The sequence below is a fragment of the Streptomyces sp. NPDC040545 genome (assembly GCF_055595065.1).
Window position 1 is genome coordinate 263,588 of the sequence record NZ_JBVIWA010000006.1, and the last position, 24,348, is coordinate 287,935.

The 24,348-nt window shown below is 70.1% G+C and carries 19 protein-coding genes and 2 pseudogenes; 9 read left to right on the forward strand and 12 right to left on the reverse strand.

Annotated features, from left to right (window positions below):
- Positions 1-186 precede the first annotated feature (186 nt).
- Positions 187-2,601 carry a glycosyl hydrolase family 28-related protein gene (locus tag ACZ573_RS15350; RefSeq protein ID WP_471303827.1) on the reverse strand — a complete coding sequence of 805 codons (2,415 nt, stop codon included), beginning with the start codon at positions 2,599-2,601 and terminating at the stop codon, positions 187-189.
- A gap of 352 nt (positions 2,602-2,953) precedes the next feature.
- On the opposite strand from ACZ573_RS15350, the pseudogene ACZ573_RS15355 reads away from it, so the two are divergent.
- Positions 2,954-3,078, forward strand: a pseudogene (locus ACZ573_RS15355) (IS110 family transposase); the annotation flags it as partial.
- A gap of 65 nt (positions 3,079-3,143) precedes the next feature.
- Here the strand turns inward: ACZ573_RS15355 and ACZ573_RS15360 are convergent.
- The 5 genes and pseudogenes from ACZ573_RS15360 to ACZ573_RS15380 all read right to left on the reverse strand — a co-directional run bounded on the left by ACZ573_RS15360 (position 3,144) and on the right by ACZ573_RS15380 (position 9,653).
- Positions 3,144-6,203, reverse strand: a complete 3,060-nt coding sequence (locus tag ACZ573_RS15360) for a Tn3 family transposase (protein WP_471303829.1) — start codon at positions 6,201-6,203, stop codon at positions 3,144-3,146.
- A 215-nt stretch (positions 6,204-6,418) separates the two neighbouring features.
- Positions 6,419-6,643, reverse strand: a pseudogene (locus ACZ573_RS15365) (VOC family protein); the annotation flags it as partial.
- Entirely contained in the window at positions 6,640-6,858 is a 219-nt protein-coding gene (locus ACZ573_RS15370) for a hypothetical protein (RefSeq protein WP_471303832.1), read from the reverse strand. The pseudogene ACZ573_RS15365 and the gene ACZ573_RS15370, both read right to left, overlap by 4 nt.
- Positions 6,859-6,974: 116 nt before the next feature.
- A complete protein-coding gene (locus ACZ573_RS15375) occupies positions 6,975-8,381 on the reverse strand; it encodes an alpha/beta hydrolase family protein (RefSeq protein ID WP_471303834.1) in 1,407 nt (468 codons plus the stop codon).
- A 573-nt stretch (positions 8,382-8,954) separates the two neighbouring features.
- A complete protein-coding gene (locus ACZ573_RS15380; protein WP_471303836.1) occupies positions 8,955-9,653 on the reverse strand; it encodes a TetR/AcrR family transcriptional regulator in 699 nt (232 codons plus the stop codon).
- 97 nt (positions 9,654-9,750) lie between these two features.
- Between ACZ573_RS15380 and ACZ573_RS15385 the strand changes: the two genes are divergently transcribed.
- Together ACZ573_RS15385 and ACZ573_RS15390 are read left to right on the forward strand one after the other, a co-directional pair.
- Complete coding sequence (locus ACZ573_RS15385) at positions 9,751-10,959, forward strand: FAD-dependent monooxygenase (protein WP_471303839.1); 1,209 nt, start codon at positions 9,751-9,753, stop codon at positions 10,957-10,959.
- A 40-nt stretch (positions 10,960-10,999) separates the two neighbouring features.
- Positions 11,000-11,446: a nitroreductase family deazaflavin-dependent oxidoreductase gene (locus ACZ573_RS15390; protein ID WP_471303841.1), complete on the forward strand. Its 447-nt coding sequence runs from the start codon at positions 11,000-11,002 to the stop codon at positions 11,444-11,446.
- Positions 11,447-11,496: 50 nt separating this feature from the next.
- Here ACZ573_RS15390 and ACZ573_RS15395 read toward each other — a convergent pair whose 3' ends face one another.
- The 4 genes from ACZ573_RS15395 to ACZ573_RS15410 form a co-directional block, all read right to left on the reverse strand.
- Positions 11,497-11,904 (reverse strand): PPOX class F420-dependent oxidoreductase, encoded by a 408-nt coding sequence (locus tag ACZ573_RS15395; RefSeq protein ID WP_471303843.1) that lies wholly within the window; start codon positions 11,902-11,904, stop codon positions 11,497-11,499.
- 301 nt (positions 11,905-12,205) lie between these two features.
- Complete coding sequence (locus tag ACZ573_RS15400; protein ID WP_471303845.1) at positions 12,206-13,798, reverse strand: phytoene desaturase family protein; 1,593 nt, start codon at positions 13,796-13,798, stop codon at positions 12,206-12,208.
- On the reverse strand, positions 13,795-15,906 hold the full coding sequence (locus ACZ573_RS15405; protein ID WP_471303848.1) for a serine/threonine-protein kinase: 2,112 nt from the start codon (positions 15,904-15,906) through the stop codon (positions 13,795-13,797). Before ACZ573_RS15405 ends, ACZ573_RS15400 begins: the two co-directional genes overlap by 4 nt.
- A 26-nt stretch (positions 15,907-15,932) precedes the next feature.
- Positions 15,933-16,838, reverse strand: a complete 906-nt coding sequence (locus ACZ573_RS15410; RefSeq protein WP_471303850.1) for an oxygenase MpaB family protein — start codon at positions 16,836-16,838, stop codon at positions 15,933-15,935.
- Positions 16,839-17,193: 355 nt separating this feature from the next.
- Between ACZ573_RS15410 and ACZ573_RS15415 the strand changes: the two genes are divergently transcribed.
- The 4 genes from ACZ573_RS15415 (at position 17,194) to ACZ573_RS15430 (ending at position 19,721) form a co-directional block, all read left to right on the forward strand.
- Complete coding sequence (locus ACZ573_RS15415) at positions 17,194-18,186, forward strand: DUF4344 domain-containing metallopeptidase (RefSeq protein WP_471303852.1); 993 nt, start codon at positions 17,194-17,196, stop codon at positions 18,184-18,186.
- A gap of 97 nt (positions 18,187-18,283) precedes the next feature.
- A complete protein-coding gene (locus ACZ573_RS15420) occupies positions 18,284-18,676 on the forward strand; it encodes a TOBE domain-containing protein (RefSeq protein WP_301373124.1) in 393 nt (130 codons plus the stop codon).
- A gap of 65 nt (positions 18,677-18,741) precedes the next feature.
- Positions 18,742-19,311 (forward strand): MepB family protein, encoded by a 570-nt coding sequence (locus tag ACZ573_RS15425; protein WP_471303855.1) that lies wholly within the window; start codon positions 18,742-18,744, stop codon positions 19,309-19,311.
- Positions 19,308-19,721, forward strand: coding sequence for a VOC family protein (locus tag ACZ573_RS15430; RefSeq protein WP_471303857.1), 414 nt, complete (start codon positions 19,308-19,310; stop codon positions 19,719-19,721). Before ACZ573_RS15425 ends, ACZ573_RS15430 begins: the two co-directional genes overlap by 4 nt.
- A gap of 4 nt (positions 19,722-19,725) precedes the next feature.
- On the opposite strand, the gene ACZ573_RS15435 is transcribed toward ACZ573_RS15430, so the two are convergent.
- Both ACZ573_RS15435 and ACZ573_RS15440 read right to left on the reverse strand, forming a co-directional pair.
- Positions 19,726-19,917: a hypothetical protein gene (locus ACZ573_RS15435; protein ID WP_471303859.1), complete on the reverse strand. Its 192-nt coding sequence runs from the start codon at positions 19,915-19,917 to the stop codon at positions 19,726-19,728.
- 190 nt (positions 19,918-20,107) lie between these two features.
- Complete coding sequence (locus ACZ573_RS15440; protein WP_471303861.1) at positions 20,108-21,580, reverse strand: sialidase family protein; 1,473 nt, start codon at positions 21,578-21,580, stop codon at positions 20,108-20,110.
- Between the two features lie 522 nt (positions 21,581-22,102).
- Here ACZ573_RS15440 and ACZ573_RS15445 point away from each other — a divergent pair.
- On the forward strand, positions 22,103-22,315 hold the full coding sequence (locus tag ACZ573_RS15445) for a hypothetical protein (protein ID WP_471303864.1): 213 nt from the start codon (positions 22,103-22,105) through the stop codon (positions 22,313-22,315).
- Positions 22,316-23,030: 715 nt separating this feature from the next.
- Positions 23,031-24,348: serine/threonine-protein kinase (locus ACZ573_RS15450; RefSeq protein ID WP_471303866.1), on the forward strand; the 1,318-nt coding region annotated here is incomplete at its 3' end.

Here is a 24,348-nt window from a genome sequence, read left to right on the forward strand (position 1 = left end):
CGACGTGTGTGTGCTCGCATGAATGGTTGGCGTGGCGTTGGCGACACGGGATTCATCCTGGAACGCTCGCCGCCTTCGAAGCGCCACCGGCCCGCTGTGTCGTCAACGTTCACCACGCTCAGTTGACCCACTGTCGGATTCGATGAGATGCGGCATCCCCGATATCAGTTCCGTCCGCGCCTCCGCCTATTCCAACAGGTTCGCCTTTCTCATCTTGTCAAGAAGTGCGTTGAAATCATTCTTCAGCTGGTCAATGCTAGTCGCATTCGACTTCGTCTGTTTTTCCGCGCGCTGTGGAAGCGGTACAATGCACCATTTGTTTTCATCCAAGTCATAGAGTGTCATCCACTCTAGGTGATTGTCGTCAGTCAACGCTTCAACATGCTGGGGCACGTCCCGGTTCCAGGACAGCGGCTGACTTGGACCGGAGACCTTGTTGTGCGGGTCCAACGGGTCACCGGGTTTGTACGCGTGCAGCAGATACACGAAGCCATTGACGGGCGTCGGCTTGACGATATCTCCAATCTGATAGTGCTTCCCGCTAGCCCAGGAAGAAGCCGCTGCCCCCCTTCCACACGCAGCCTTTACCGTCCACCCAATCTCGTCTGGGTCCGTTTGACCTCTGACGGCGTTGACAAGCAGATCACCCGGACGGTAGAAGTTGCAGCTACCCACACGGGCATTGTAGGGATTTCCGCCAGTCACGACGCAGATTCGCCGCTCGCCGTAGTTGTAGTTTCCAATCCAGGCTTCCGGAAGCATCAGCGCGCCGGGAAACGGACCGTTTTCGTACGCGGTTTGATAGTACGTCGGAGGGAAAGACACCCCACTAATAAGGGACAGTGCAACCCTGCCCTTGATAGCCGCGGGCGCTGTCTGGACTTGGGTGCGGAAGAGGGAGTCCCCCGCGAGTTGCAACTTGCCGTCCACCGTCACGATCTGAAAATCATGAATGATCGTGGGATCCTCACCATAGCTGCCGAGGGTGTTGGACGTTGTGACCTGAGGCTCATTTTTTCTCACACATTTCCACACCAAACCATCGAGCTCTTCCAGCTCTGCACCGACCACCGGCGGGAAGTCAGGCATGCCCTTCTTTTCGGGAGGTAGGCCGTTCACTCCACGAGTATGCCCGGCGCGAATTGCTCGATATACGTATCCGTTCCCGGGTCCCTTCTGGGGCGTCTGCTCCTCGCCTTCCTCGATATCGACCCCCGCATCGGCGATCCAATACTTGTGCACTTTGGAATAGTCATTTACCACGCGGAGTGCAGAAGGTCCCTTGCCGAGAGAGTTGAAGCCCCAAAACACTGAGTCGGAGGTAGTGTCTATATCGCCTCCAATGACAGCGGTATTCCTACTCTTGAATACCGATGGTGCATCGGCTTCGGCGTAGCAGCCGACGTACACGGAGGGCCTCGATTTGCCGTCACAGCTATAGTTTCGGCGTCGGTTTGCTGCAGTGTGACACGAAACGAAGGTGGAGCCAAATCGTGAATTGTCGCAAATTCCATCACGCCCATTTGATGTGGCATCGACGTTCATAACTAGTATGGTACTGGCGTTGTCGTTGCCCAGGCTGCCGATGTCGAGCCCATTTTGGCCATTGCTGGTAAGGCGGCAATCACGTATCTGCACGAGGCTGGCGTTAACCACCGGTGCGACCTCACTTGAGGATATCTCTATTCCGTTGCGCCTGAAACTGACGACGCTCATTCTCTCGATGCATGCGCCGGTCGCCATAACTCGTATGCCATCCATCTGCGGGGCCTGGAGGGTGGCGGCAGGCATCCCTTGAGCGGGGATCGAATGGAGGGCGAGCTGACGAAGCACGGCATAGTCCGCCCGCCCCCGAGGGGGCCTCATGGCCAATCCGGTCCCATAGCCCACCAGGGCAATTGCACAATAAACGGTCTCCCGCGCTGTCCCCCCGCCGACTTCACCGATTTTAGTCGAGACAGAGAGGTTGAAATTTCCGGATTTGACATCTGCGAGTATGCGGCTGGTTTCGTCATGATAAGCAAGGCCGGCACCCTCCAGAATGCAACCGTTCGAGATACGGAGAGGCTTCTTAATACGATAGTCTCCCGGAGGGAGGTAGACGACGCTGCCGTCAGTAGTGTCGAATCGCATCGCGCAGTCCAGGGCGCTTTGGATCGCGTCTGTGTCGTCGGCGTGTTCGTCGGTTTTGCCGTTTCCCACTGCTCCGAAGTCGAGCACGTTCAGGCGCGTGTCGCGGCGGGGGCGGATTGTCACCGTGCCTGAAGCATCGCAGTCGCCGATCCAGTTCGGAGCGCTCACGCACTTGTCACTTGTAGCGCGGACGAGCTGTCCCGAACTGTTGATGCCAACCGCGCCGCACCTAGGGACCGAACCTACCTCGGGGCCCAGGCTGCGAAGGGTGAAAACACCACTTATTTGAACTTTGACTTTGACTTTGACATTGGGTGGGGGATCCACCGTTTCCATCGCAACCCCGAAGAACGGACTGGTATGCAACTTCTCCGTCTCGATAGCAGGGGTGACGGTGCCTGATCCTGTGGTGCGGACCGCCTGGCCGGCATTGATGTGCTGTGCGGCTTTCATGTTTTCGATGTCCATCGGAACGTCCCTGCCGTCGAGACTTCGTCGGTCGGACGGGTCGGCGTGAGCGCGGCCGAAGCGCGAGCACCCGACCTCGGGGGCGAAGGTCGGTTCCCTTCGGCAGGGCACACAACCCAACACCGTTTGGGGCCTCTTGCACTATTCGCCCATTCCACGCTAGGCGTGATCACCGGCCTGCGCACTTCGCCAAGGCCGGACGGCCGTCCCGACCGCGATCATGCTGATCAAGACCGAGTGCATCCATGGCCGGGAGTTCGCCACCAGAGCTGTCTCCAGCTCCCTGCCAGTACCACACCGAAGCAGTTGGGAGCGCGATGTCGACATCGGCGACGTGTGCGTCTTCCTCGGGATGGACGTCAGCAAGACCGCTCACCATGGCCACGGACTCACCCCGGCCGGCAATAGGGTCTTCGACAAGCAGCTGCCGACAGTGAGCCGAAGCTGCGGGCCGTCTTCGACAAGGTGGTTGCAGAGCGCGCCATTGGAGCTCGGGTGCCCCTTTCGGCTGCACTGGCGCAGTTCATGGCATGACCACACCGTCACGCGGCCATCCGTAGCCGCCCTACCGCTTCGTTCTCGGGCGGCTCCATGTCCAGGTGCCAGGTACCGAAGCGGCGGGTCTTGCTGGTGATGTACGGGGTGACGGTGGCCAGGTCCACCGGGTCCACCTCCCACCCCTCGTCGATGAGGTCATTGGCCACCTTCGTAATGTCCACCGCGGTATGAAAAATGAGGCAGTTCGCCAGCAGCTCGTTGAACTTGATGGTCTTCTCCTGGTGGTCCGGGTCGTTGTCCTGGAGCACGTCGGAGGCGAACATCAGCCAGTTGCTGAACTTGTGGAACGCCTCGACCTTGTTCGTCATCGCCTGGATCGACTCGCGCAGCTCCGGTTCCGACAAGAACCTGAGGAGCACGATCGTCCTCATGGCCCGGCCGAGCTCGCGGTACGCCTGGTAGATGCGGTTGCGCCTGGACTCGTTGCCCAGCCTGCGCAGCAGCGCGGCCGAGGACAGCCGCCCCTCGCGGATCGACAGCACCACGCGCATGAGGTCCTGCCAGTGGTTCTCGATCAGCCGCCAGTTGATGACGTCCTTCTGCGGGTCGCCGAACAGCGGGTCGATGTGCTGGTACTTCATCGTGGCGCTGGGCCGGTAGAAGGTCAGGTCCTTCCAGTTGCGGATGCGCGGCAGCAGCTCCACCCCGAGCATGTGCGCGAGCCCGAAGACAGGCAGCGACTGGCCTTGCGTGTCTCCGTGGACGATGTCCACGGTCACCTCGGACTGGTTCTTCAACAGGCCCTCGAACAGATACACCGCCTCCCACACGCCACACGGGATGAAGTGGCTGAAGAGCGCGATATAGGTATCGGACACGTGCCTCATCGAGATGCCGCCAAATCCCCCATACCGGATGTGGGACTCGGCCAGCATGTTGTTCTCCCAGGTGTCGTACTGGGAGCCGTCGATCCCGGCCTTGCCGACATCGCCCCACACGTGCGCCAGGTCGAGCTGAATGAACATGTCGATCACGTCCGCCGAGGCGGCGTTCAGCTTTTCCGCGGTGATGTGCTGGTTGCCCGCCAGTGACAGCTCGTGCACCGAGACCTTCTGCCGCATGTGCCGGGCGACCTGCGCGGGCCCCGCGTTCGTCCCGTAGCAGAAGACCGTCAGGACATAGCGGGCGAGCTTGTCGCGGATCTTCGGATCGCTTCCGGAGGCCGGGCCGAAGTGCCGCCACCACTGGATCCAGTACGCCGTGCGGGCGAGCACGTCCAGCAGGCTCCACTCCGGCAGCCGGCGCAGGATCTCCGCCTCCAGGGCCTGCGCGGACTTACGGCGGTCTTTGCCCTTGCGCGGGGTGAGCACGATCTTCCCCGATGCGGTGTCGATGGTCAGGTCCGCGTTGTCTGGGTACCCGGCGTCCACCTTCGCGGCTGTGGCGGTGAGCTTCTGCTTCAGCGCCGCGGTGAACGCCGGGGCGGTGGCGGGCAGCCCAGCCTGCTCGCAGTAGTCGGCAACCAGCGGCTCGCACGCCTGCCAGGACAGCAGCTGGTCGTGCAGGTTGGCGTACGACTCCGAGCCGATGACCGCCACGTCTCCGGTCCGCAGCTCCTGGGTGAGGTAGAAGAGCGTGCACACCTCGAAGTGCCGCCGGTTGATCTTCCCCGGCTTGTGCTTGTCGAACAGAATGCGCTGCCACATCTGCGAGGCGAAGTCGGCCGAGACCGTCTTCGTCTTCTCAGTGCCGTCCTCCTGGGCGACTGTGTAGGTCACCGGCACCCACTGGCTGCCGCGGTGCCGCATGGCCTGGCAGAACCCCACCGCCTGGAGCACCGTGTCGTCGGTGGAGGTGGCGACCATCGACAAGGTCTCGGTCAGGTCGAGCAGAACCTTACGGTGGCTGCGGAAGTGCCGCCGCATCAGCGGCGCGTAGTTGTCGCCGTGGTGGGCGGAGACCAGTTCGTGGTCCTCCGAGAGCTTGGCCAGCCCGCCGGCCTTTTCCAGCCGCTCCAGCACCGCCTTGCCGCACTCGGCGTGCACCGCGTTCTGCTTGCGGGCACTGGTGGGGATGGTGACCGACTCCCCGTCGAAGCCGACCGCGTCCTTGGCCGCCTCCAGCACCTCACCCAGCACCGCGATCAGCCGCTCGGACTCCGCCCGGTGCCGCTCACGGATCTTCTCCAGATCCTCCTTTGCCTTCTTCGTGATCGACCCCATGCGCTTGCACAGCATCGTCACCAGCTCGTCCCGGGCCCGCACCTTCGCCATGTGCAGCAGACTCGCCAGCAGCGCACACCGCTTCACCATGCCGACCTTGGACATCTCGGCGGCGTCCAGCACCTTCGCCTGCCCAGCGAAGTGCTCCACCTTCCCCGGCGGAACCCCCTGAAGCCATGTCGCCGTCGCCCCCATCGCTTCCAGCCTGTCCAGGTGGGCAAGGTGCTCGCGCAGGTGGGAGACCGTCGGCGCCTTCGCCGGGCGCTTCAGCTCGTCGAACCTGCTGCGACCGCCCGCAGGCACCCGCAGCAGTCCCAGCAACCGGGCGCGGTAGACCTCGTCCATCCGCGACACGATCGCTGCGAAGAAGTCCTCGTTCGCCTCGGTCCTGATCGCCGAGGTCATCTCATCCAGCGTGCTGTAGCCGGGCAGCTCCATCCTCGCCTTGACCAGCTTCTCCAGCGCCACGTTGATCAGGTCGGCCGGGTTGTCCTTGGTCTGCACGGCCTCCCGAATCGCCACTGCAGCGACCTCCCGGGCCTTCTCCACGTCGTAGACCACGCCGATCCGTTCACGGATGAAGTCCCGCTGCCGCGCAGCCGTACGCACCGAGTCGTGCCTCGGTGACACGCTCTCGTCCTGCTCCAGCAGACCGCGCACATGCCCGACCACCAACTCCGGCACCTCGCCCAGATCCGGGAAATAGCCCAGCTTCTGGTAGCTCTTCAGCAGCACTACCAGCGCCAGCAGATGCTCCGGCGAGCGCGCCTTGCCTCGCGCCCACGCCACCTCGGCCGTGCCGGGGGTGAACGCCTCGTGCAACTCGCGAGAGGAGATCGTGCGCTTGAACCGCGGATACGCGGTACGTTCCACCGAAGCCATGCGCCGCATGATCCCGGCCGCTCACTCATACGAAGCACACGCAGCCGAGTCGATCACAGACACCACAAGCACATGACCAGGGAAGAAGCCCCAGCCACCCCGCCGCGAATCATCAGAAGAACCCACGAACGGGTGATCCGCCGGTGGGCCAGCGAGCTTCAGATCACCACCGCAGACGGCCTACGGCACGTTTCCGGCGTATTCCGGCTGGCCTCCTGCTGCGGCCGGGTGGGGTCGGGCCAGCTCGGCGGCACGTGGTCCCGGGCCTGCTGGAAGGCGAGGACCGGACCGGACGGGGTGTGGAGCGTCGCCCAGGTCCCGTCGAGCGACCAGCGCCTGTCCGGCTGGTTGACGTTCCCGCCCAGCAGGGACCGGTAGAACTCGGCGAGCGTCTGCGGGTCAGGACAGTCCAGGACCACGCATTGCAGTTCAGCGATCATGATCGAATCCTAGGCCGTGCCAGAACGGCCACCGGCCGCCCGCCCGGCGCGAGGACGGCATCCGCGAAGACCGTGTCCGCGCCGGCGGCCAGACAGGACATTCCGGTGAGCTCCGCGGCCGGGTAGCGGACGAGCAGCGGGACCAGAGCGTCTGCGACCAGGGGAAGGCTCGCCCCGGTGAGGTTCGCACGGCCCGTCACCGCGATGGTCGCCATGGCAGCGCTGCTCCGCATCGTGGGATCGGCATCGAGGCCGCCGGGCGGCGACCTCCCCGTCGCGCAGAGCCGGGACGGCCCCGGCCACTGGCTCTGGTCGGGCGCGGGGCCGTCCGTCAGCGGTCCAGGAGCGTCTTCTGGAGCCAGTCGAAGACGACCTCGCAGTGCAGTTGCGGGGCCATGGGGGAACAGTGCAGTTGTGCGCCCTGGGCCGCCGTCAGTTTCAGGTAGTCCTTGGGCGAGGTGAGCGCGTCGTACATACGGCGTGGCTGGCCCGGGTAGAACTGCTCGCCCTCGTAGTCCAGCACCAGGGTGGGTGCCTTGATCCGTCCGACGACATCGGTGATGGTCAACGCCTGGATCCGGGTGGCGGGGGTGTAGAAGTCGGTGAACAGCTTTCCCTGACGGGCTTCGAGCATGGCGGGGATGGAGAACGGCTCGAAGCGCTTCTTCATCACGTCGGCAGCGTCCGGAGGCAGTTCGGGAACGACCTCCTTGTTCCAGATGTCGTTCGTCTCCTCCTTGTCGGGGGTGAGGATCTTCCGGATCTCGGGCGGGAACCCCAGCCACGGCTCCACGCAGCCCGGCATGGCCACCAGCGCGGCGATCCGGGTCTCGAACGCCGCCGCCCTCGGGGCGAGGTCCCCCGCCATGCTCAGACCCGTCAGGGCGATCTTGTCCGGGTCCACGTCGGCGCGGGCCGAGAGCCAGTCGACGAGGGGCGTGACGACCTTCTCCCAGGTGGGCGTGAAGACCACCTGGTCCACGAAGAGGAGCTGCCCCTGGCCCGGCCCGTCGTAGACGAGCGCGTTCCAGCCCCGGTCCAGCGCGGCGGGGACCCCGTAGGTCCACATGTCCACGTTCTGGCCGTCGCTGCCGTTGGTCAGGATCACCGTCGGGCGCGGGGTGCGGGAGGTGTCGGGACGGAAGAACCACACCGGCAGCGGCGTGGCTCCGTAGGGCACGTTCGCCTTCACCGGGGCGGGCTCGCACAGGCCGCAGAAGGTGTCCCAGGCCCCGCGCCCCGCCTTGTACAGCTGTTCCTCGCTGCCGGGGTCGTCCGAGCCGAGGACGAAGAACAGCGCCTGACCGTAGTACTGGGCGGCGCGCAGCGCCCGGAACCGCTTGGTCCGGGCGTCGGCCGGGGCTCCCGGGGGTGCCTCCAGGAGCTGGTCTCCGAGTGCGCGGAAGGTCCGCACGTACGTCTGCGCGGTCACACCGGCGCCGTTGATCGCGTTCACCGCCGTGAGGACCTCGCCGACCTCGGCGGCGCCGGCGCCCGAGGCACCGAGCGCGAGGAGGCCGTTGAAGTTGTACGCCGGGTCCTTGAACAGGGTCATCGCGCCCGGGGTGAGGCCGCCCGCTGCCGCGGTGGGTGGGGCGGAGCCGCTGCTGGTCGCTGCCGCCGGAGCGCCGGGGGCGCCGCCGCGGGTGCAGCCCGCCAGGAGGGCGGCACCCGCCCCGGCGGTGAGCAGGGCACGACGGGTGGGGTCAGGGTGCCGATCACCGGATATGCGGTTCATGCCATCGGAACTTAGCCCCGGCGCGGCGCGGCGACCTCCCGTCCCGTCCGGCGCGGACGGCGGCGGGCACCCGGCCCGTCCCCGACCGGTCCGCGAACCGGCAGGTCACGGTCTTGCGTCCCGGCCTGTCGGCGCGGACCTCTGGACGCCGCCCGCCTTGCGCCGGTCGGGGGAAGCGGGGCCCCGACCGGCCAGGGGGGAAGGCCGGTCGGGGCGGGCCCCGGCAGGCCGGGGGGAGGCCGGCCGGGGCGTAGCGGGAGGGGCGGGGACATCAGCCCCTCCACCGCACCCACGCATGGATGAACGGTCAACCACCCCGGGGGGTTCCCGGCCCCTGACCCGGACCCCTACCCGACCCCGGACCCGGACCCGGATCCGGCCCCTGCCGGACCGCGGCACGGGGCTCACCATCCCCTCCCGGCCCGGAACGTTCTACGCTGAAAAGCGGCGGCCGAACCGGCGAGCGGCCCGCGGCCGCCCCCGTGGGCACCTGCCCCTCCCCCACTGCGCAGGTGCCCACCACGGCTTCGTACGGCGGTGCGGCGGCCCGGAGGACCGCCGGCGCCCTTCGGGTCAGGCCGGGTGACCGAGGACCGCGTCGAGCATCAGCCGCGTGACGGAGGTCAGTTCGGCGAGGTCCGGCGCCGGGCGGGAGCGGGCGAGGGCGCCGGCCAGCCGGTCGTAGAGGAGCCCGTCCGTCCAGGCGACCAGCAGTTCCGCGGCCTCCTCGGGCCGCGGCGCGCCGAGGGCGGCGAGGATGCCGGAGGCGCGGGCCCGGGCCCCTAGTCCCGCCCGGTGGAAATCCGCCTCCAGTTCGGGATTGCGGGCCGCTTCGAGGCTGAGCTCGAAGCGGGCCAGCTGGCGCGCGCGGCCCACCGTCAGCCAGCGGTGCAGCAGCCCGGCCAGCGCGGCCGCGGCCGCCTCCCGGTCCGCCGTCGGGGGCGCGGGCGGCCCCTCGGACGCGCGAGGACCCCCGACGTCCCCGACGTCCCCGACGCCGCTGACTCCGCCGAGGGCAACCGGGCCGCCCGGGGCACCCAGGGCACCGACGTCGCCCAGGTCCAGCTCGGCCAGCCGCTGGTAGCAGGCCCCGATCAGCGCCGTCCTCGTACGGAAGTAGTACGAGGTGCTCCCGGCCGGCAGCTCCGCCGCGCCGTCGACCGCGCGGTGGGTCAGGCCCCGGAGCCCGGCGGCGGCGACGAGGTCGATCGCGGTGTCGGCGATCAGCGTTCTGCGGTCTACCGCGGGCGGGCTCTTGCGAGGGGTGGACATCGCCCCACTCTACAGCTGTAGAGTGACGGCATCGGACTCTACACATGTAGAGGATCCGGCCGGAGGAGTACGAGGAAGAGGAAGCGGGGGACTCGTCATGTCGGCAGGTCAGCGTCACGCGGTCGTGGCAGGCGCGGGGATCGGCGGGCTCACCGCGGCCCTGGCCCTGCACCGTCACGGCTGGCGGGTCACCGTGTGCGAACGGGCGGCCGGGCCGACCGCGGCCGGCGCCGGGATCGTCCTCGCCCCCAACGCCCTGCGCGCCTTCGACACCATCGGCTTCGACGTCACCCGCGCCGCGGGCCGCGCCGTCCCCGCCGCGATGGGCCTGCGCCGCCCGGACGGCCGCTGGCTCAGCCGCGCCGACACCGCCGCGCTGGCCGCCCGCTTCGGCGGCCCGCCGCTCGCCCTGCACCGCTCGGCGCTGGCCGACGCCCTGGCCGCCGCCCTCCCCGCCACGGCGATCCGCTACGGCGTCGCCGTCACCTCGGTGGACGACGCCGACGGCTCCCCGGTGGTCCGCACCGACGCCGGCGACCTCGAAGGCGCAGACCTCGTCATCGCCGCCGACGGCATCCACAGCCCGCTGCGCCGCCAGTACTTCCCGGACCACCCCGGCCTCCACCACAGCGGGGAGACCGCCTGGCGCACGGTCCTGCCCGCCGCCGCGAGCCCCGCCGGGGCGGTGACCGCCGAGACCTGGGGCCGCGGAGAGCGCTTCGGCGTGGTCCCGCTCGCCGACGGCCGGATCTACCTCTACGCCACCGCCGTCGTCCCGGCCGGCCACCGTCCCGCCGACGTCCGCGCCGAACTCCTGCGCCGCTACGGCACCTGGCACGACCCGATCCCGGCCCTGCTGGAGCGGATCGACCCTGCGGCCGTGCTCCAGCACGACCTTTACGACCTGGCCGCCCCGCTCCCCCGCTTCCACCAGGGGCGCCTGGCCTGGCTCGGCGACGCCGCCCACGCCATGACCCCCAACCTGGGCCAGGGCGGCTGCCAGGCCGTCGAGGACGCCGCGGTCCTCGGCCATCTGCTGGCAGCCACCGGCACCGGCGGCGTCCCGGCCGCCCTCGCCGCCTACAGCGCGGCCCGCTGCGCGCGCACCGATGCCATCCGCGTCCGCGCCCGCCGGGCGGGCCGGGTCGCCGCCCTCACCCACCCCCTCGCCGTGGCCGTCCGCGACCTCGCCGTCCGCGCCACCCCGGCCCGGGCCACGAGCCGGGCGATGACTGCGCTGTTCGACGGATTCGCGCTCCCGGACGGAATGGACGCCGTGCCCGCGGGCGTTGCCACTCGTTGGTGAGTTTCGCTGACTGTTTCGACGCGAAGGCAGGCGGAGTCACATGACGACCGACATCGACTGGGACAACCCGACCGACCCCAAGGAGGGGACCTGGCAGCTGGACCACGTCAAGCAGTACGTGGGCTCGGGCGGCTCCGAGGGCCAGTACTGGAACGGCACCCAGACCCTCCTGCTGACCACCCTGGGCCGGGTGTCCGGCAAGCCCGTGCGGACCCCGCTCATCTACGGCGAGGCGGAAGGTGCCTACCTGGTCGTGGCGTCCAAGGGCGGAGAGCCCGCGCACCCGCTCTGGTACCGGAACCTCTCGGAGCACCCCACGGTCCGCATCCAGGTCGGCCCGAAGATCATGCAGGGCACGGCCCGTACCGCCACCCCGGAGGAACGCGCCGCGTACTGGCCGGTGATGGTCGGGCACTGGCCGGCGTACGACGAGTACCAGACCAAGACGGACCGCGAGATCCCGATCGTCGTCATCGAACCCGCCTGATGACGACGGGCCGGCGGGAGCCTTCCTCCCGCCGGCCCGTCCGGAGTACGTCAGATCGAGCCGACGACCTTGCGCGGGGTGACGCGGACGACGACGCGCTCGGCGTCCTCCTTCGAGGCCGGGTTGAAGTCCGCGTACTCCTTGCCCGTGTACTTGCGCGACAGCTCGTTGATCAGCTCTTGGCCGCCCTCCGTGGTCAGTTCGGCGGTGCCCCGGACCTCGGCGTAGGTGTAGGGCGCGTCCGCCGGGTTGATCATGACCGTGACCCGCGGGTCCGCGCGCAGGTTCTTCTCCTTGCGGCGGCCGACCGTCGTGGAGACGAGCAGGTCGTCTCCGTCCCGGGTGAGCCAGGTGATCGACAGCTGCGGGCTGCCGTCCGGCTGGATCGTGGCCACGGTCGCGAAGACCGGGCTGTCGTCGATGAGTTTCTTCAGGTCGTCGGAGAGTGCGGCGGACACGGGGCGGTTCCTTCCCTCGGCTGACTGCCGTCCCCGGGCCGACTGGCCTCGGAGGGGACCGGCACCGGACAGCCTGCAAAACCGCTGCCGTCCCGGGCAAGTTCCTCGGCCCCCGTGCCGCACCGCGCGCCGCGGCGCCGGACGCCCCCGATTCCTGGGCGTGGCCTGGCCGGCGCGCCCGGCCGGGCGGGCGGACGGGGTGCGCACGATCCACCCGTCCGGCCGAGTCCGGACGCCTGCAGGACACCCCCTGAGCCGTGTCCGCAACGTCCTACCTGCCCGGCGATCCGGGCGGCCGGCGCTACTTTGCGGACACGGCCTGGTGCCCCAGTACCGCCATCGCCGCGTTGTGCCCGGGGACCCCGCTGACGCCGCCGCCGCGGACCGCGCCCGCCCCGCACAGCAGGACGTTGCGGTGGGCGGTCTCCACGCCCCACCGGCCGCCCAGGTCGGCGTAGGGCCAGGACAGGTCCCGGTGGAAGATGTGGCCGCCGGGCAGCCGCAGTTCGCGCTCCAGGTCCAGCGGGGTCTTCGCCTCGATGCACGGGCGGCCGTCCGCGTCGAAGGCGAGGCAGTCGGTGAGCGGTTCGGCCAGGTGTGCGTCGAGCTGCGCGAGGGTGGCCGTCAGCAGGACCTCGCGGGCCTGCTGGTTGTCGTGTCGGAAGAGCCGGGCCGGAGCGTGCAGGCCGAAGAGGGTGAGGGTCTGGTAGCCCTGCTCCACCAGTTCCGGGCCGAGGATCGTCGGGTCGGTCAGCGAGTGGCAGTAGATCTCCGAGGGCGGTACGGAGGGCAGTTCGCCGGAGGCGGCCTCCGCGTAGGCCCGGGCGAGCTCGGCGTAGCCCTCGGCAATGTGGAAGGTGCCGGCGAAGGCCTCCCTCGGGTCCACCGAGGTGTCCCGGAGCCTGGGCAGTCGGCGTAGCAGCATGTTGACCTTGAGCTGGGCGCCCTCGGGTGCCGCGGCCGCGGCCGCGCCCCCTGGCGGGGTCTCGCCGAGGAGTTCGGCCAGGGCCTGCGGCGAGGCGTTCACCAGGACCGTGCGGCCGACGACCCGGCCCTCCCCGGTCGCCGTGCGGAACACCACTTCGGCCGGGGCGACCCCGTCCGTGTCGATCCGCAGCACCTCGTGGCCGGTGGCGATCTCCGCCCCGGCCTTGGTCGCCGCCGCCGCGAGGGCGTCCGTCAGCGCGCCCATGCCGCCCACGGGCACGTCCCAGTCGCCGGTCCCGCCGCCGATGACGTGGTAGAGGAAGCAGCGGTTCTGCGCGAGGGAGGGGTCGTGCGCGTCCGCGAAGGTGCCGATCAGCCCGTCCGTGAGGACCACCCCGCGGACCAGGTCGTCGGCGAAGTTCCGCTCCACGGCCTGTCCGAGGGGCTCCTCGAAGAGCATCCGCCAGGCGTCCTCGTCGTCGATCCGCGCCCGCAGCTCCTCCCGCGTCGGCAGGGGCTCGGTCAGGGTCGGGAACACCTTCTCGGCGACCCGCCCGGTGGTCCCGTAGAAGGCGCGCCAGCTCTCGTACTCCCGCTCCGAGCCGGTCAGCCGCGCGAAGGACTCCCGGGTGCGCTGCTCTCCGCCGCCGACGAGCAGTCCGCCGGGGCGCCCGCCCCGCTCCGTGGGCGTGTACGAGGAGATGGTCCGGCGGCGTACCGCGAACCGCAGGTCCAGGTCGCGCACGATCTTCGACGGAAGCAGGGAGACGAGGTACGAGTAGCGCGAGAGTCTGGCGTCGACGCCCACGAAGGGACGGCTGGAGATCGCCGCCCCGCCCGTGTTCCCCAGCCGTTCCAGGACCAGCACCGAGCGGCCCGCCCGGGCCAGGTACGCGGCGGCCACCAGGCCGTTGTGCCCACCGCCCACGATCACGTCGTCGTACACGTCCCGCCCGAAGGTCGTCATGGCTCTTGGTAGCACACCTGGCCGAGCCGCTCCAGGCAGTGTGCCTCGTCGGCGTGGGCCAGGACCGTGTCGGGATGGTCGTCGCCGAGGGCCCGTTCGCGGATGCCGGAGAGGTCCCGGTAGATGGGCAGCGCCTCGTCCCAGCGGCCCAGCCGGCCCAGGCCTCCGGCCAGTTCCCGGCGGCTGACCAGGGTGTCCGGGTGCTCGGGCCCGAGCACCTCGGCGCGCAGGGCGCCCACCTGGCGCGCCTCCGCCACCGCTTCCGCCCAGCGCTCCAGGCGGCCCAGGTTGACCCCGAGGACGTGCCGGGCGCGCAGCGTCTCGGGGTCGGTGACCCCGTAGGCGCGGGTGCGGTCGCGGACCAGGCCCCGGAACAGGTCGAGGGCCTGTTGGCTGTTGCCGGTGCGGCCGAGCGCGATGCCGACCTCGTAGCGGGCGGCCAGGGTGTCGGGGTGGTCGCGGCCGAGCACCCGCTCCCGTACGACGGCGACCTCGTGGAAGGCGACCAGGGCTTCCGTCCAGCGCTCCAGGCGGCCGAGCGCGTACGCGGCCTCGTAGCGGGTGAGCAGGGTGTCCGCGTGCTCGGCGCCCAGGACGGCCGCCCGGTCGGCGGCGACCTCGGCGGCCGTGGCGTGGGCGTCCGCGTACCGGCCCAGCGCACCCAGCGCACAGGCCAGGTTGTGCCGGCAGCGCAGGGTGTCGGGGTGGAGCGGGCCCATGGTCCGCTCGCGGGCGACGAGCACCGCGCGGTAGACGTCGTGCGCCTCCTGGTGCCGCCCGAGCCGGCCCAGCTCGTAGGCGGTCTCCTGGCGCGCCGCGAGGGTGTCGGCGTGGTCCGCACCGAGTACCCGCGTGCGCCCCTCGGCCACGGCCGTGTACCCGGCGAGCGCCTCCTCGGGCCGGCCCGCGCGGCTGAGGGCGTACGCGCGCGCGTGGCCGGCGGCGAGCGCGTCGGGGCCGCTGCCCCGCGGGCCGGCGGGACGCGGGAATCCGTACGCGGCGGTGAGCCGCGGGTCCTCGGCGGGCGCGGGGCGGACGATGGTGGTGGTGCCGGGGTGGACCGGGGGGTACGCGCCGCGCGGGCGCGGCACCGGCGGCCCGCCCGCGGGGCGGGCGGCCGTCCAGGCTCCGGTGAGCACGGCCCATTCGCCGCTCGCCGGCCGGGCGTCGATCCCGGCCTTGCGGCCTGCGGTCATGCCGCGCGCCCAGGGCGGGAGCGGGGCCTGGGCGCCGGGCAGCCCGCCCGGTCCCAGCCGTGCCTCGACGAGCCGGCGGTGCACGTGGCGGGCGTCTCCCGGCCGGTCCTCGGGGCGCTTGGCGAGCAGGTCCAGGACCACCTCGTCGAAGTATCCGGGCAGCTCGGGGCGGTGCTCGCGCAGCGGTACGGGCGCGTTGTCGCGGTGGCCGACCAGCACCGACCAGGAGTCGCCGAGGTCGAAGGGCGGGGCGCCGGTGGCGATCTCGTACAGGACGCAGCCGAAGGAGTAGAGGTCGCTGCGGTGGTCGACCTCGCCGCCCGCGATCTGCTCGGGCGACATGTAGTGCGGGGTGCCCATGGCCATGCCGCCGCCGGTGAGCTTGGCGGTGAAGCCGATGTCGTGGGCGAGGCGGGCGATACCGAAGTCGCAGATCTTCACGGTGCCGTCGGTGAGCCGCATGATGTTGGCGGGCTTCAGGTCGCGGTGGACGACGCCCTGGTCGTGGGTGTAGCCGAGGGCGGCGGCCATCTGCTCGGCGATGTCGACGACCACGTCGACGGGGAGCGGGCGCGCGTCGTTGTCCTCCAGGAGCTGGCTGAGGTTGCGGCCTTCGAGGAGTTCCATGACGAGGTAGAGCGGGCCGCCCGAGGCGCTGTCGTCGCCGAAGTCGTGGACGACGGTGACCCCGCGGTGCTGGAGGGACGCGGCCACGCGCGCCTCGCGCCGGAACCGCTCACGGAGCACCTGGGTGAAGTGGGCGTCCTGCTCGGCGCCGATCGGCTTGAGGCACTTCACGGCGACCTGCCGGCCCAGCGATTCGTCCCGGGCGCGCCATACCTCGCCCATGCCGCCGCGCCCGATCAGATCGAGCGACCGGTAACGGCCCTGGATCAGTCTGGACTCCGCCATGTCTTAAAGCCGCCCCCGTTTTCGTGCTACGCCCTCCCCGGCCGGTCCAGTATGGCCGCTGATGTACGCAGTGTGTACGGCGAGGGGCGGCTCCCGGGGCCCATGCGACGCATCGCTTTCAAGATGTGACCTGGAGGCAGCTGCCAGCGTAGACCTGCGGGAATGCTGCGCAGTGCGCGCCCGGTGAGGCGCATGCGCCGGGTGACGCTGCGCGGGGCCGGTGCAGGTCGCCCGTACAGCTGGTGCGCCCAGCCCGGGAGGGAACCGTACGCCAGGCCGGCGATGGGCGGCCACAGCAGGTTTCGGCCACGCATGAGGAGGGCAGGGACGGGCGGGCCGCGCAGGAAGTCGTCCACAGCGAGGGCGTCGGGGCCGGCGGCGAGTTCGGGGCGGATCCGGTCGAAGTACGCGGCGAGCCCGGCGGTGTCGGTGGGGACCCCGGCCGGGTCGAGCCCGACGAGCCGGGCGCCCGCGCGGTTCTCGTCGACGTAGCGGTCGGCCTGGGCGGCGGTGAGGGGGACGCCGGAGCGGCGCAGTACGTGCAGGAAGCTGTCGATCTGCGCGCAGTGGATCCACAGCAGCAGCTCGGGGTCGTCGACGGGAAAGCGTTCGCCGGTGTCCGGATCGGTGGCGGAGAGTTTGCGGTGGATCGTGCGGACGCGGAGGCCCGCGCGCTCGGCGGCCTCGGTGGTGCCGTAGGTGAGGGTGCCGACGAAGTCGGCGGTGCGCAGCAGCCGTCCCCAGGCGTCCGACCGGAAGTCGGAGTTCTCCATGACCCCGCGGACGGCGCGCGGGTGGAGGGCCTGGAGGTAGAGCGCGCGGAGCCCGGCGATCCACATCATCGGGTCGCCGTGGCACTGCCAGGTGACGGACGACGGGCCGAACAGTCCCGGGTCGGCGCCGGGGCGCGGTCCGGTCGTGGTGGTCCCCATCCCGTACCTCCCCGTCGCAGGCGCCCGGCGGCTCCAGCCTACCGATCCGGGGCGGCCGTCGGAGGCCGCCAGGTGGGCGAACGCCGTGCGACGATCCGCGGCCGGCGCCGTACGGGGTCCGCCCGCGCGGTACGGGGGCCGCTGCACGCCGTACGGGGGCCGCCCGCGCCGTACGGGGGCCGCTGCACGCCGTACGGGGGCCGCCCGCGCCGTACGGGGTCCGCTGCACGCCGTACGGGGGCCGGCGCGCCCCGGCTCATCGGCCGCCCGTGCCCCGAACGGGCGGCTCGACGGGCAGCCGCCTGCGGATGGCCGGAGGATCGGGTCGGGAACACGTGACGGGAGCCGACCAAGGATGCCGAACACTGCCGGTTGCTCGAAGAGGGCGCGCATCGTCCTGTCAGGCGTGCTGGTCCTCGCCGGGGTCGTCATGACCGGGTGCGGCGACGCGGCCCGCGACGCCGGGCAGGGGCCCGGAGCAGGACCTCGCCCGCCGGCGGCGCGCTCCGGCAGGGTCACCGTCGTCTACGAGGACCGGACGGTCGCACCGGCGGACCGGGAGGCCATGGCGCTGATCCGGAAGTCCGGTGTGCTGGAGCGGTCGGCCGACTGGGTGAACAGGGCGCTCACCCTCCCGCACGACATGGTCGTGAAGGTCACCGCGGACGTGCCGCCCGGCGTCACCGACGCCGTCACCCAGCCCGACGGCAGGACGATCTTCGTCCCGCCGTCGTTCCTGACAGCGATCGAGAAGGCCCTCGCCGGCGTCGTGAAGACCGTCGAACGGCCCGCCCCGTTCCCCGCGTCCGAGTACAACACCGACGACCTGACCGTGCTGTCGACCGAGTTCATCTTCGGCCACGAGATGGGGCACGCCCTGCAGCGCCAGTTCCTCCTGGCCAACCTCGGCCTCGAGGAGGACGCGGCCGACGGCTTCGCGTCCTTCTACACCGTCAACCAGGTAGGGCCGGCCCCGTCGCTGGCGGCCGCGATCCTCTTCGACGAGATCGCCCGCAAGGAAGGCACGCCGACCCTGGAGGGCATGTCGAGCGACCACCCCGTCACGCAGCAACGGGCCTTCAACTTCCTGTGCTACCTGGAGGGCAGCGACCCGAAGAAGTACCAGGAGTCCCTGGTCGACAGCGGCTATCTTCCGAAGACCCGCGCCCCCCTGTGCCCACAGGCGTGGGCGATGCTGGACTACGGCTGGTGGACCCAGCTCCAGCCGCACTTCAGCGGGGCGTTCCGGGCCGAGGGTGACGGGGAGCAGAAGAAGGCGCACGCGCGGCTGATCGCGGAGACGGAGGCCCTGGCGAAGCGGATCGACGAGATCCGCACCAGCCAGTGAGCCCGTCCGGGACAGGCCCGGAAACCTCCCCGGTACCCGGAAGATCCGGCAACGGCGTACTGGAACGGCTCGGGCGCCGGCGGCATAGAGTTGCGGGGTGCAGCTCTACACGATCGGCGAGGCAGCCCAACTCCTCCGCGTCAGCACCGACACCGCCCGCCGCTGGGCGGACGCGGGCCGCTTCCCGACCCTGCGGGACGGCAACAGGCGGATGATCGAGGGCGTGCATCTGGCCGCCTTCTGCGTGGCGCTCGCCCAGGAGGCGGCCGAGGGCGACGGCGAGTCCGCCACCTCGGCGCGCAACGCGCTGCCCGGGATCGTGACGGCGGTGACGCTCGGCGAGGTGGCCGCCCAGGTCGAGATCCAGGCCGGTCCGCACCGCGTGGTCTCCCTGCTGACCCGCGAGGCGGTCGAGGAGCTCGGACTCGCCGTCGGTGTGCAGGCCGTCGCCCGCGTGAAGTCCACCAGCGTCCACATCGACCTCGACTGACCGCGGTACGGCGGCTCTCGGCCCTCGGGCCGCGGGCCCGGTCCGGGACGTGGCAGGGTGAAGGAATGACGACGCGCCGCGAACACCCCTCCCCTGCCCGCCCCCGGCCGTGGTCGGACACCGCCGCGGCCACGGCCCACGCGGACCTCGTCGCGGCGAAGGCGCTCGTCTACGACCCCTGCGGGTTCATCTGCTCGCTGCCGGTCCCGGAGGCCGAGGGCGCCGACTACGCCGCCCACACCTTCACCCTGGACCGCCGCGCCGTCCGGTTCCGCGCGGCGAAGACCACCCCCACGAAGGCCGGCCAGTTCGTCACCGTCTGGAAGCGCTCCCCGGCCGGTCCCATCCAGCCGTTCGACGCCGCGGACCCGGTGGACCTCTTCGTCATCAGCACCCGCGACGGCCACCACTTCGGCCAGTTCGTCCTCCCCCTGGAGGCGCTCCGCCGGCACGGCGTCGTATCGACCGACGACTCCGGCGGGAAGCGCGCCTTCCGCGTCTACCCGCCCTGGGTGACCACCCCCAACCGCCAGGCCGGCCGCGCGCAGGAGTGGCAGCTGGACCACTTCCTGCCACTGCCCCTGCCTGAGGACGGACCGGTCGACCTGACCCGCGCCCGGGAGCTGTACACGTGAGCCGGCCGGTCAGCGGCACGCTGCATCACGTCGAACTGTGGGTGCCGGACCTCGACCGCGCGATCGCCTCGCTCGGCTGGCTCCTGGAAGCCCTGGGCCACACGCCCTACCAGCGCTGGGCCGACGGCCGCAGCTGGCAGCTCGGGCCGACGTACCTGGTCGTCGAACGGTCCCCGGCCCTCACCTCCGACCGGCACGACCGTTGCCGGCCGGGACTGAACCACCTGGCCTTCCACGTGGAGGACGAGGCCGCGGTCGAGCGCCTCGCCGAGGAGTCGATCCGCCACGGCTGGCGCCTGATGTTCCCGGACCGGCATCCGCACGCCGGCGGCCCACAGCACTACGCCGCCTACCTGGAGAACGACGACGGCTTCGAGGTCGAACTCGTCGCGATCACCGCCGCCGGATGATCCGCTACGTTCCCGTTCCCGTTCCCGTTCCGGACTGCCCGCGGCTGCTGTCGGAATCGAGGGCTACGACGGTGAAACAGACGGCGGCGCCGAGGCCCAGGAAGAAGAAGACCGGGTTGACGTAGCCGGGGACGGAGGTGGTGTAGTCGCCGACGTCGTCGGTCTCGCACACGAACCGCAGGGGCACGTACTCCACCCGGTAGCCGGTGATCCCTTCCGCCCGGTGCTCCCAGCCCTGGGTACGGCAGGGCGGAAGGGGAGACGAGTTCGTCCCACGAGCACTGTGCCGGACCCCACAATTCCTGCGACAACTCCGTAACCGCTCAACAGCCGCCTGTGCTCAGGCCCCTGGCATGCCGGGGCGGCCCCGACGGCGTCCGCGTCGGTCAGCTGGTGCGGAAACTGCCGGTGTACACGTCCGTACGGTTCTCCGGTGCGCCGGAGTGGGTCTCGGTGAGCACCGCCCGTACTCCCTTGTCGTCCGCCACCAGGCCCTGGTAGTCGCCGAGGAAGTAACCCCCGGCGAACGGTGCCTGCAGCCAGTCGAAGATCCGCGAGATGCGTCGCTCGGTCCGGCGCTTGGGGTCCCCGTGCGGCAGGGTGGCCAACTGGTAGGCGGTGGGCAGGGTGGTGGTGTCGCCCGGCTCGAGGAAGCGCAGGTCGTAGTAGGTGAGTGCGACCGTACCCCGCTCGTCGACCGCGATCGACGGGGAGAAGGCCGGAACGCCGTCCGGGCTGATCAGCCCCGGGGCTCCCCAGGTGCGTCCGCCGTCGGTGGAGCGCACCAGCTGGACGGAGTCGAACCTGCCGCCGGAGAAGTCCGAGCCCTCGTACGCCATGTAGAGCGTGCCCGTCTTCGGGTCGACGGCCGGGCTGGGCAGGGTGGACGCGGCGCGCAGCAGTTTGGTGGGGTCGTTCGGGTCGACCTCCGGTACGGAGGTGTCCTTGGCCACGGTGACCGGGGCGCTCCAGGTCTCTCCGGCGTCGGTCGAGGTGACCATCTCGTAGCGGGCTTCGACGACGGTGCTCAGGTCCTCGGAGTGGGTGATCCGGTCGAAGAAGTCGTACAGGGTGCCGGAGTGCCGCTCGACGACGATCAGATGGCCGATGGTCTGGGTGTTGGGCACGGAGCTGGTGTCGACGAAGGGCCGGGCCCCGCTCCACGTGCGGCCGCCGTCGCGGGTGACGGAGATGTAGCCGGGGCCGTCGAGGGAACCGGGGCCGGGCGGGTCGTTGTCGAGGCGGTTCCAGACCTGGTAGGCGGTGCCCCGGCGGATCGGGTCGGCGGTGAGCGAGGGCTTGTCGTTGAAGAACGGCTGCTCGTCGACGTGCGTGGTGGTGAGGTTCTGCCAAGTGCGGCCGCCGTCGCGGGACGTGGCGGCCAGGAGGCCTGTGCGCGTGCTCTTGGTGAAGTCGACGCCCTCACCGCTCGCGTAGACGGTGCCGTCCGGTCCGGTGCTCACCCAGGGGTCGGTGGCCCGTTCGAAGTCGGCGCCGCCGGGGGCGCACAGGCTGAACGGCAGCGTGCTCCGGTGGAAGGTGTGGCCGTCGGTGGACCAGGAGGCGGCCAGCCCGCGGGCGCCGCCGTCGTTCCAGCGGTCCTGCTGGAACACGGTGACCACGCGCTGGGGGTCGTGCGGGTCGACGGACAGGTACGGCTCGACCTCGGTGCCGGGGTGGACGACGCTGTCGGGAGACCTCGCACCGATGGTGCAGTCCGCGTACGGGTCGCCGTGGGACACCTTGACCAGCGGTGTGCCGTCGGGGTTCCGGTCTGCTGCGGCGGGAGTCGCGCCGGTGACCGTGACGAGCAGGAGCGCGGCGGTGGTGACGGCGGTGAGGGGCAGGAAGACGCGCATGCGGGATCTCCTCCGGGCCTGTCTCGGCTGGGGCACGGGACCGCCGTCATCGGGGCGGCCTGAGGCGCGGAGGCGTACCTGAACGCGAGGGTGGGCGACTCCGCTTGGTCCTTTTCGGCGTTGCGGCCGGCGCCCTTGATGGGCCGAACGACGGAGTCGTCCCCGGGGTCGTCGAGGACCACGGCGGAGCCGACCGGCGGGTGCACCGTGCCGGTCGGTGTCAGGGAGAGCGAAGCCCCGCAGGGCCGCGGCCCGTGCCGGTGGCCAGGACGTCGCCACACCGGACCGGCACGGTGCGTGCGCGGGCGATGACAGCTCGCAGGGGCGTGTTTCCGCGGGTCAATACGGCTCTTGGCGCCATCCGGCCGGGGCGGTCTTCGTTCCGGGTCCTGCCGACGGGTCGCGTCACCGACCCCGCACCCGACAGCACCGTCACCCGCATGGCCCAACATGACGTCCCACCCACATGGGTGAGAAGCTGAATAGTGCCCCAACCGAGGCAATCCGTGAAAGGGGAACCACATGCGCATTCGACGAATCATCGCCGCCGTGATCGCTACGGCAGCCCTCGCCGGACTCGGCCTCACAGGCGCCGCCACCGCCACCGCCGCCGCACAGAGCGCGCCAACCGTCGTCACCCCTTCCGAGTGCAAGCAGGGTGGCGGAACGCCCGCGATCAACGAGGACGGCAACTACTGCAAGGGCGGTACGCAGGACGGCGAGCAGATCGACTGAATCCCACAAGGCGCCACGCAGCCACCCGCCGCGAGGCGCTCCCGCGCGAGCGAAGTAGACCGTGCGGCCGGACAATGCCCCTGGACGTCGAACTCTTCGGCGTCCTCGGGCGGCCTGAAGTCGTCGGCAATCTGGACGATCGGCCACTCCCGGCCCTTGGCCCTAAGGGCGGTGGATCAGCCGCTTGACGGAAGATGATCTCCCTTCGTGAAACCCCGGCGGTGGCCGCCCGCTACGAGAAGCTCGCCGTGCGCCACGAAGCCACCGTCCTCGTCGCGGCCATCGACGAATGGCTGCGACCGGCACGGAAATCGGATCGCCCCACCGCGCCGCTCGGCCCCTGGAAGAGGCAGAGCACTGGATCCACGACCGGCTCAGGCTGGAACTCCCATTCCGCCGTCCGGCATCTGCCGGTGTCGCGCCCGTGTGCCTCCCCGGCCCGTAGACCCACGGAAGCGGGGGCACAGCCGACCGGGACGGACGAACGAACGAGGGACGGCAACCTTTCCGGGAGGCCGCCACCTTCGACCTGCTGGTCAAGGCGCTGGAGGCCGTGACCGGACTCGACTGGCGCCCAGGCGGGTTGCCCCCGGAGAACCACCTGATCGTGTAGGCCGGTGTGAGAGCCTGCCTCACATCCCCTTTGCATCGGTACCCTGATGTCGGCAACGCCAAGGTGTCAAATCTCCTTGGGGTGGGACCCGTTGGGGGGGCAATGCGCGAAACTTTACTGGCCGAGCGTTACCGGCTGGAGGAGCCTCTGGGATCTGGCGGCATGGGCGTCGTGTGGCGTGCTCATGACATGCGGCTGGGGCGCTCCGTCGCAGTCAAACTCCTGCGCGATGGCGCGAACGATGAGCTTTTCACCCGCTTCGAGCGCGAAGCCCGCATAACCGCACAACTGTCCGGTCACACTCATATCATCTCCGTGCTCGATTACGGGTCCTTTCGTGACCGGCATGACCGACGCCAGCCGTTCGTCGTCATGGAGTTGCTCGATGGAAAGCAGCTCAGTCAATTCATCAGTGAGCCCTCGACTCTGCCCATCGCCCAGGCCGTGAACTGGTGCGCCCAAGTCTCTGACGCCCTCGCGGCGGCCCATGATGCGGGTATCGTGCACCGGGACGTGAAACCAACCAACGTCGTTCTGGCCCGGACACGCTCGGGCAGAGAGATAATCAAAGTGCTCGATTTCGGTATAGCGGCCTATACCAACGCCGAACGCACCCGCATCACAAGCGCCGGCCAGCGCGTCGGTTCTCCGCAGTACATGGCTCCCGAGCAAACCCGGCCCGACTACGCCCCGGACGAGCGCACAGATCTGTATGCCTTGGGCTGCTTGCTCTACGCACTCCTCACCGGACGGCCTCCCTTCAATTACCTCGAGCCCAATTCGATATGCCGGGCGCATGCGGAGGAGATCCCCGACGCTCCGAGCGCTCATCGTCCCGACGTTCCTTCCGGCCTCGATGTCCTCACCCTGCGCCTGCTGGCCAAGAACCCTGACGAGCGTCCGCAGACAGCGGCGGAACTTCGAGACCTGCTTCACCAGGTACTGGGACCGCAAGCCGGAATCTCGCCCCTTCCGGCAGTGTTGGCCACTCATGCGGAACGCGCAGCCGCTCGTGCCGACGCCGGCGAGCACGCCGAAGCCGCCCGCATGTACGCCAGCCTTGCCGCCGATCAAGCTCGTATTCTCGGCCCCGAGCATCCCGACACGCTTGCAAGCCGCCACCACCATGCGCACTGCCTCGGCGAAGCAGGAGAACATGCGGAGGCTGCCCGTCTGGCAGCCAGGGTGACTGCGGAACGGGCTCGGGTCCTCGGCCCGGAGCATCCCGACACCCTCGCGAGCCGCCACACCCATGCCCGGTGGCTCGGCAAAGCCGGAGAACACGCCGAAGCCGCCCGCCTGGCAGCCAGGGTGACTGCGGAACAGGCTCGGGTCCTCGGCCCGGAGCATCCCGACACCCTCGCGAGCCGCCACACCCATGCCCGGTGGCTCGGCAAAGCCGGAGAACACGCCGAAGCCG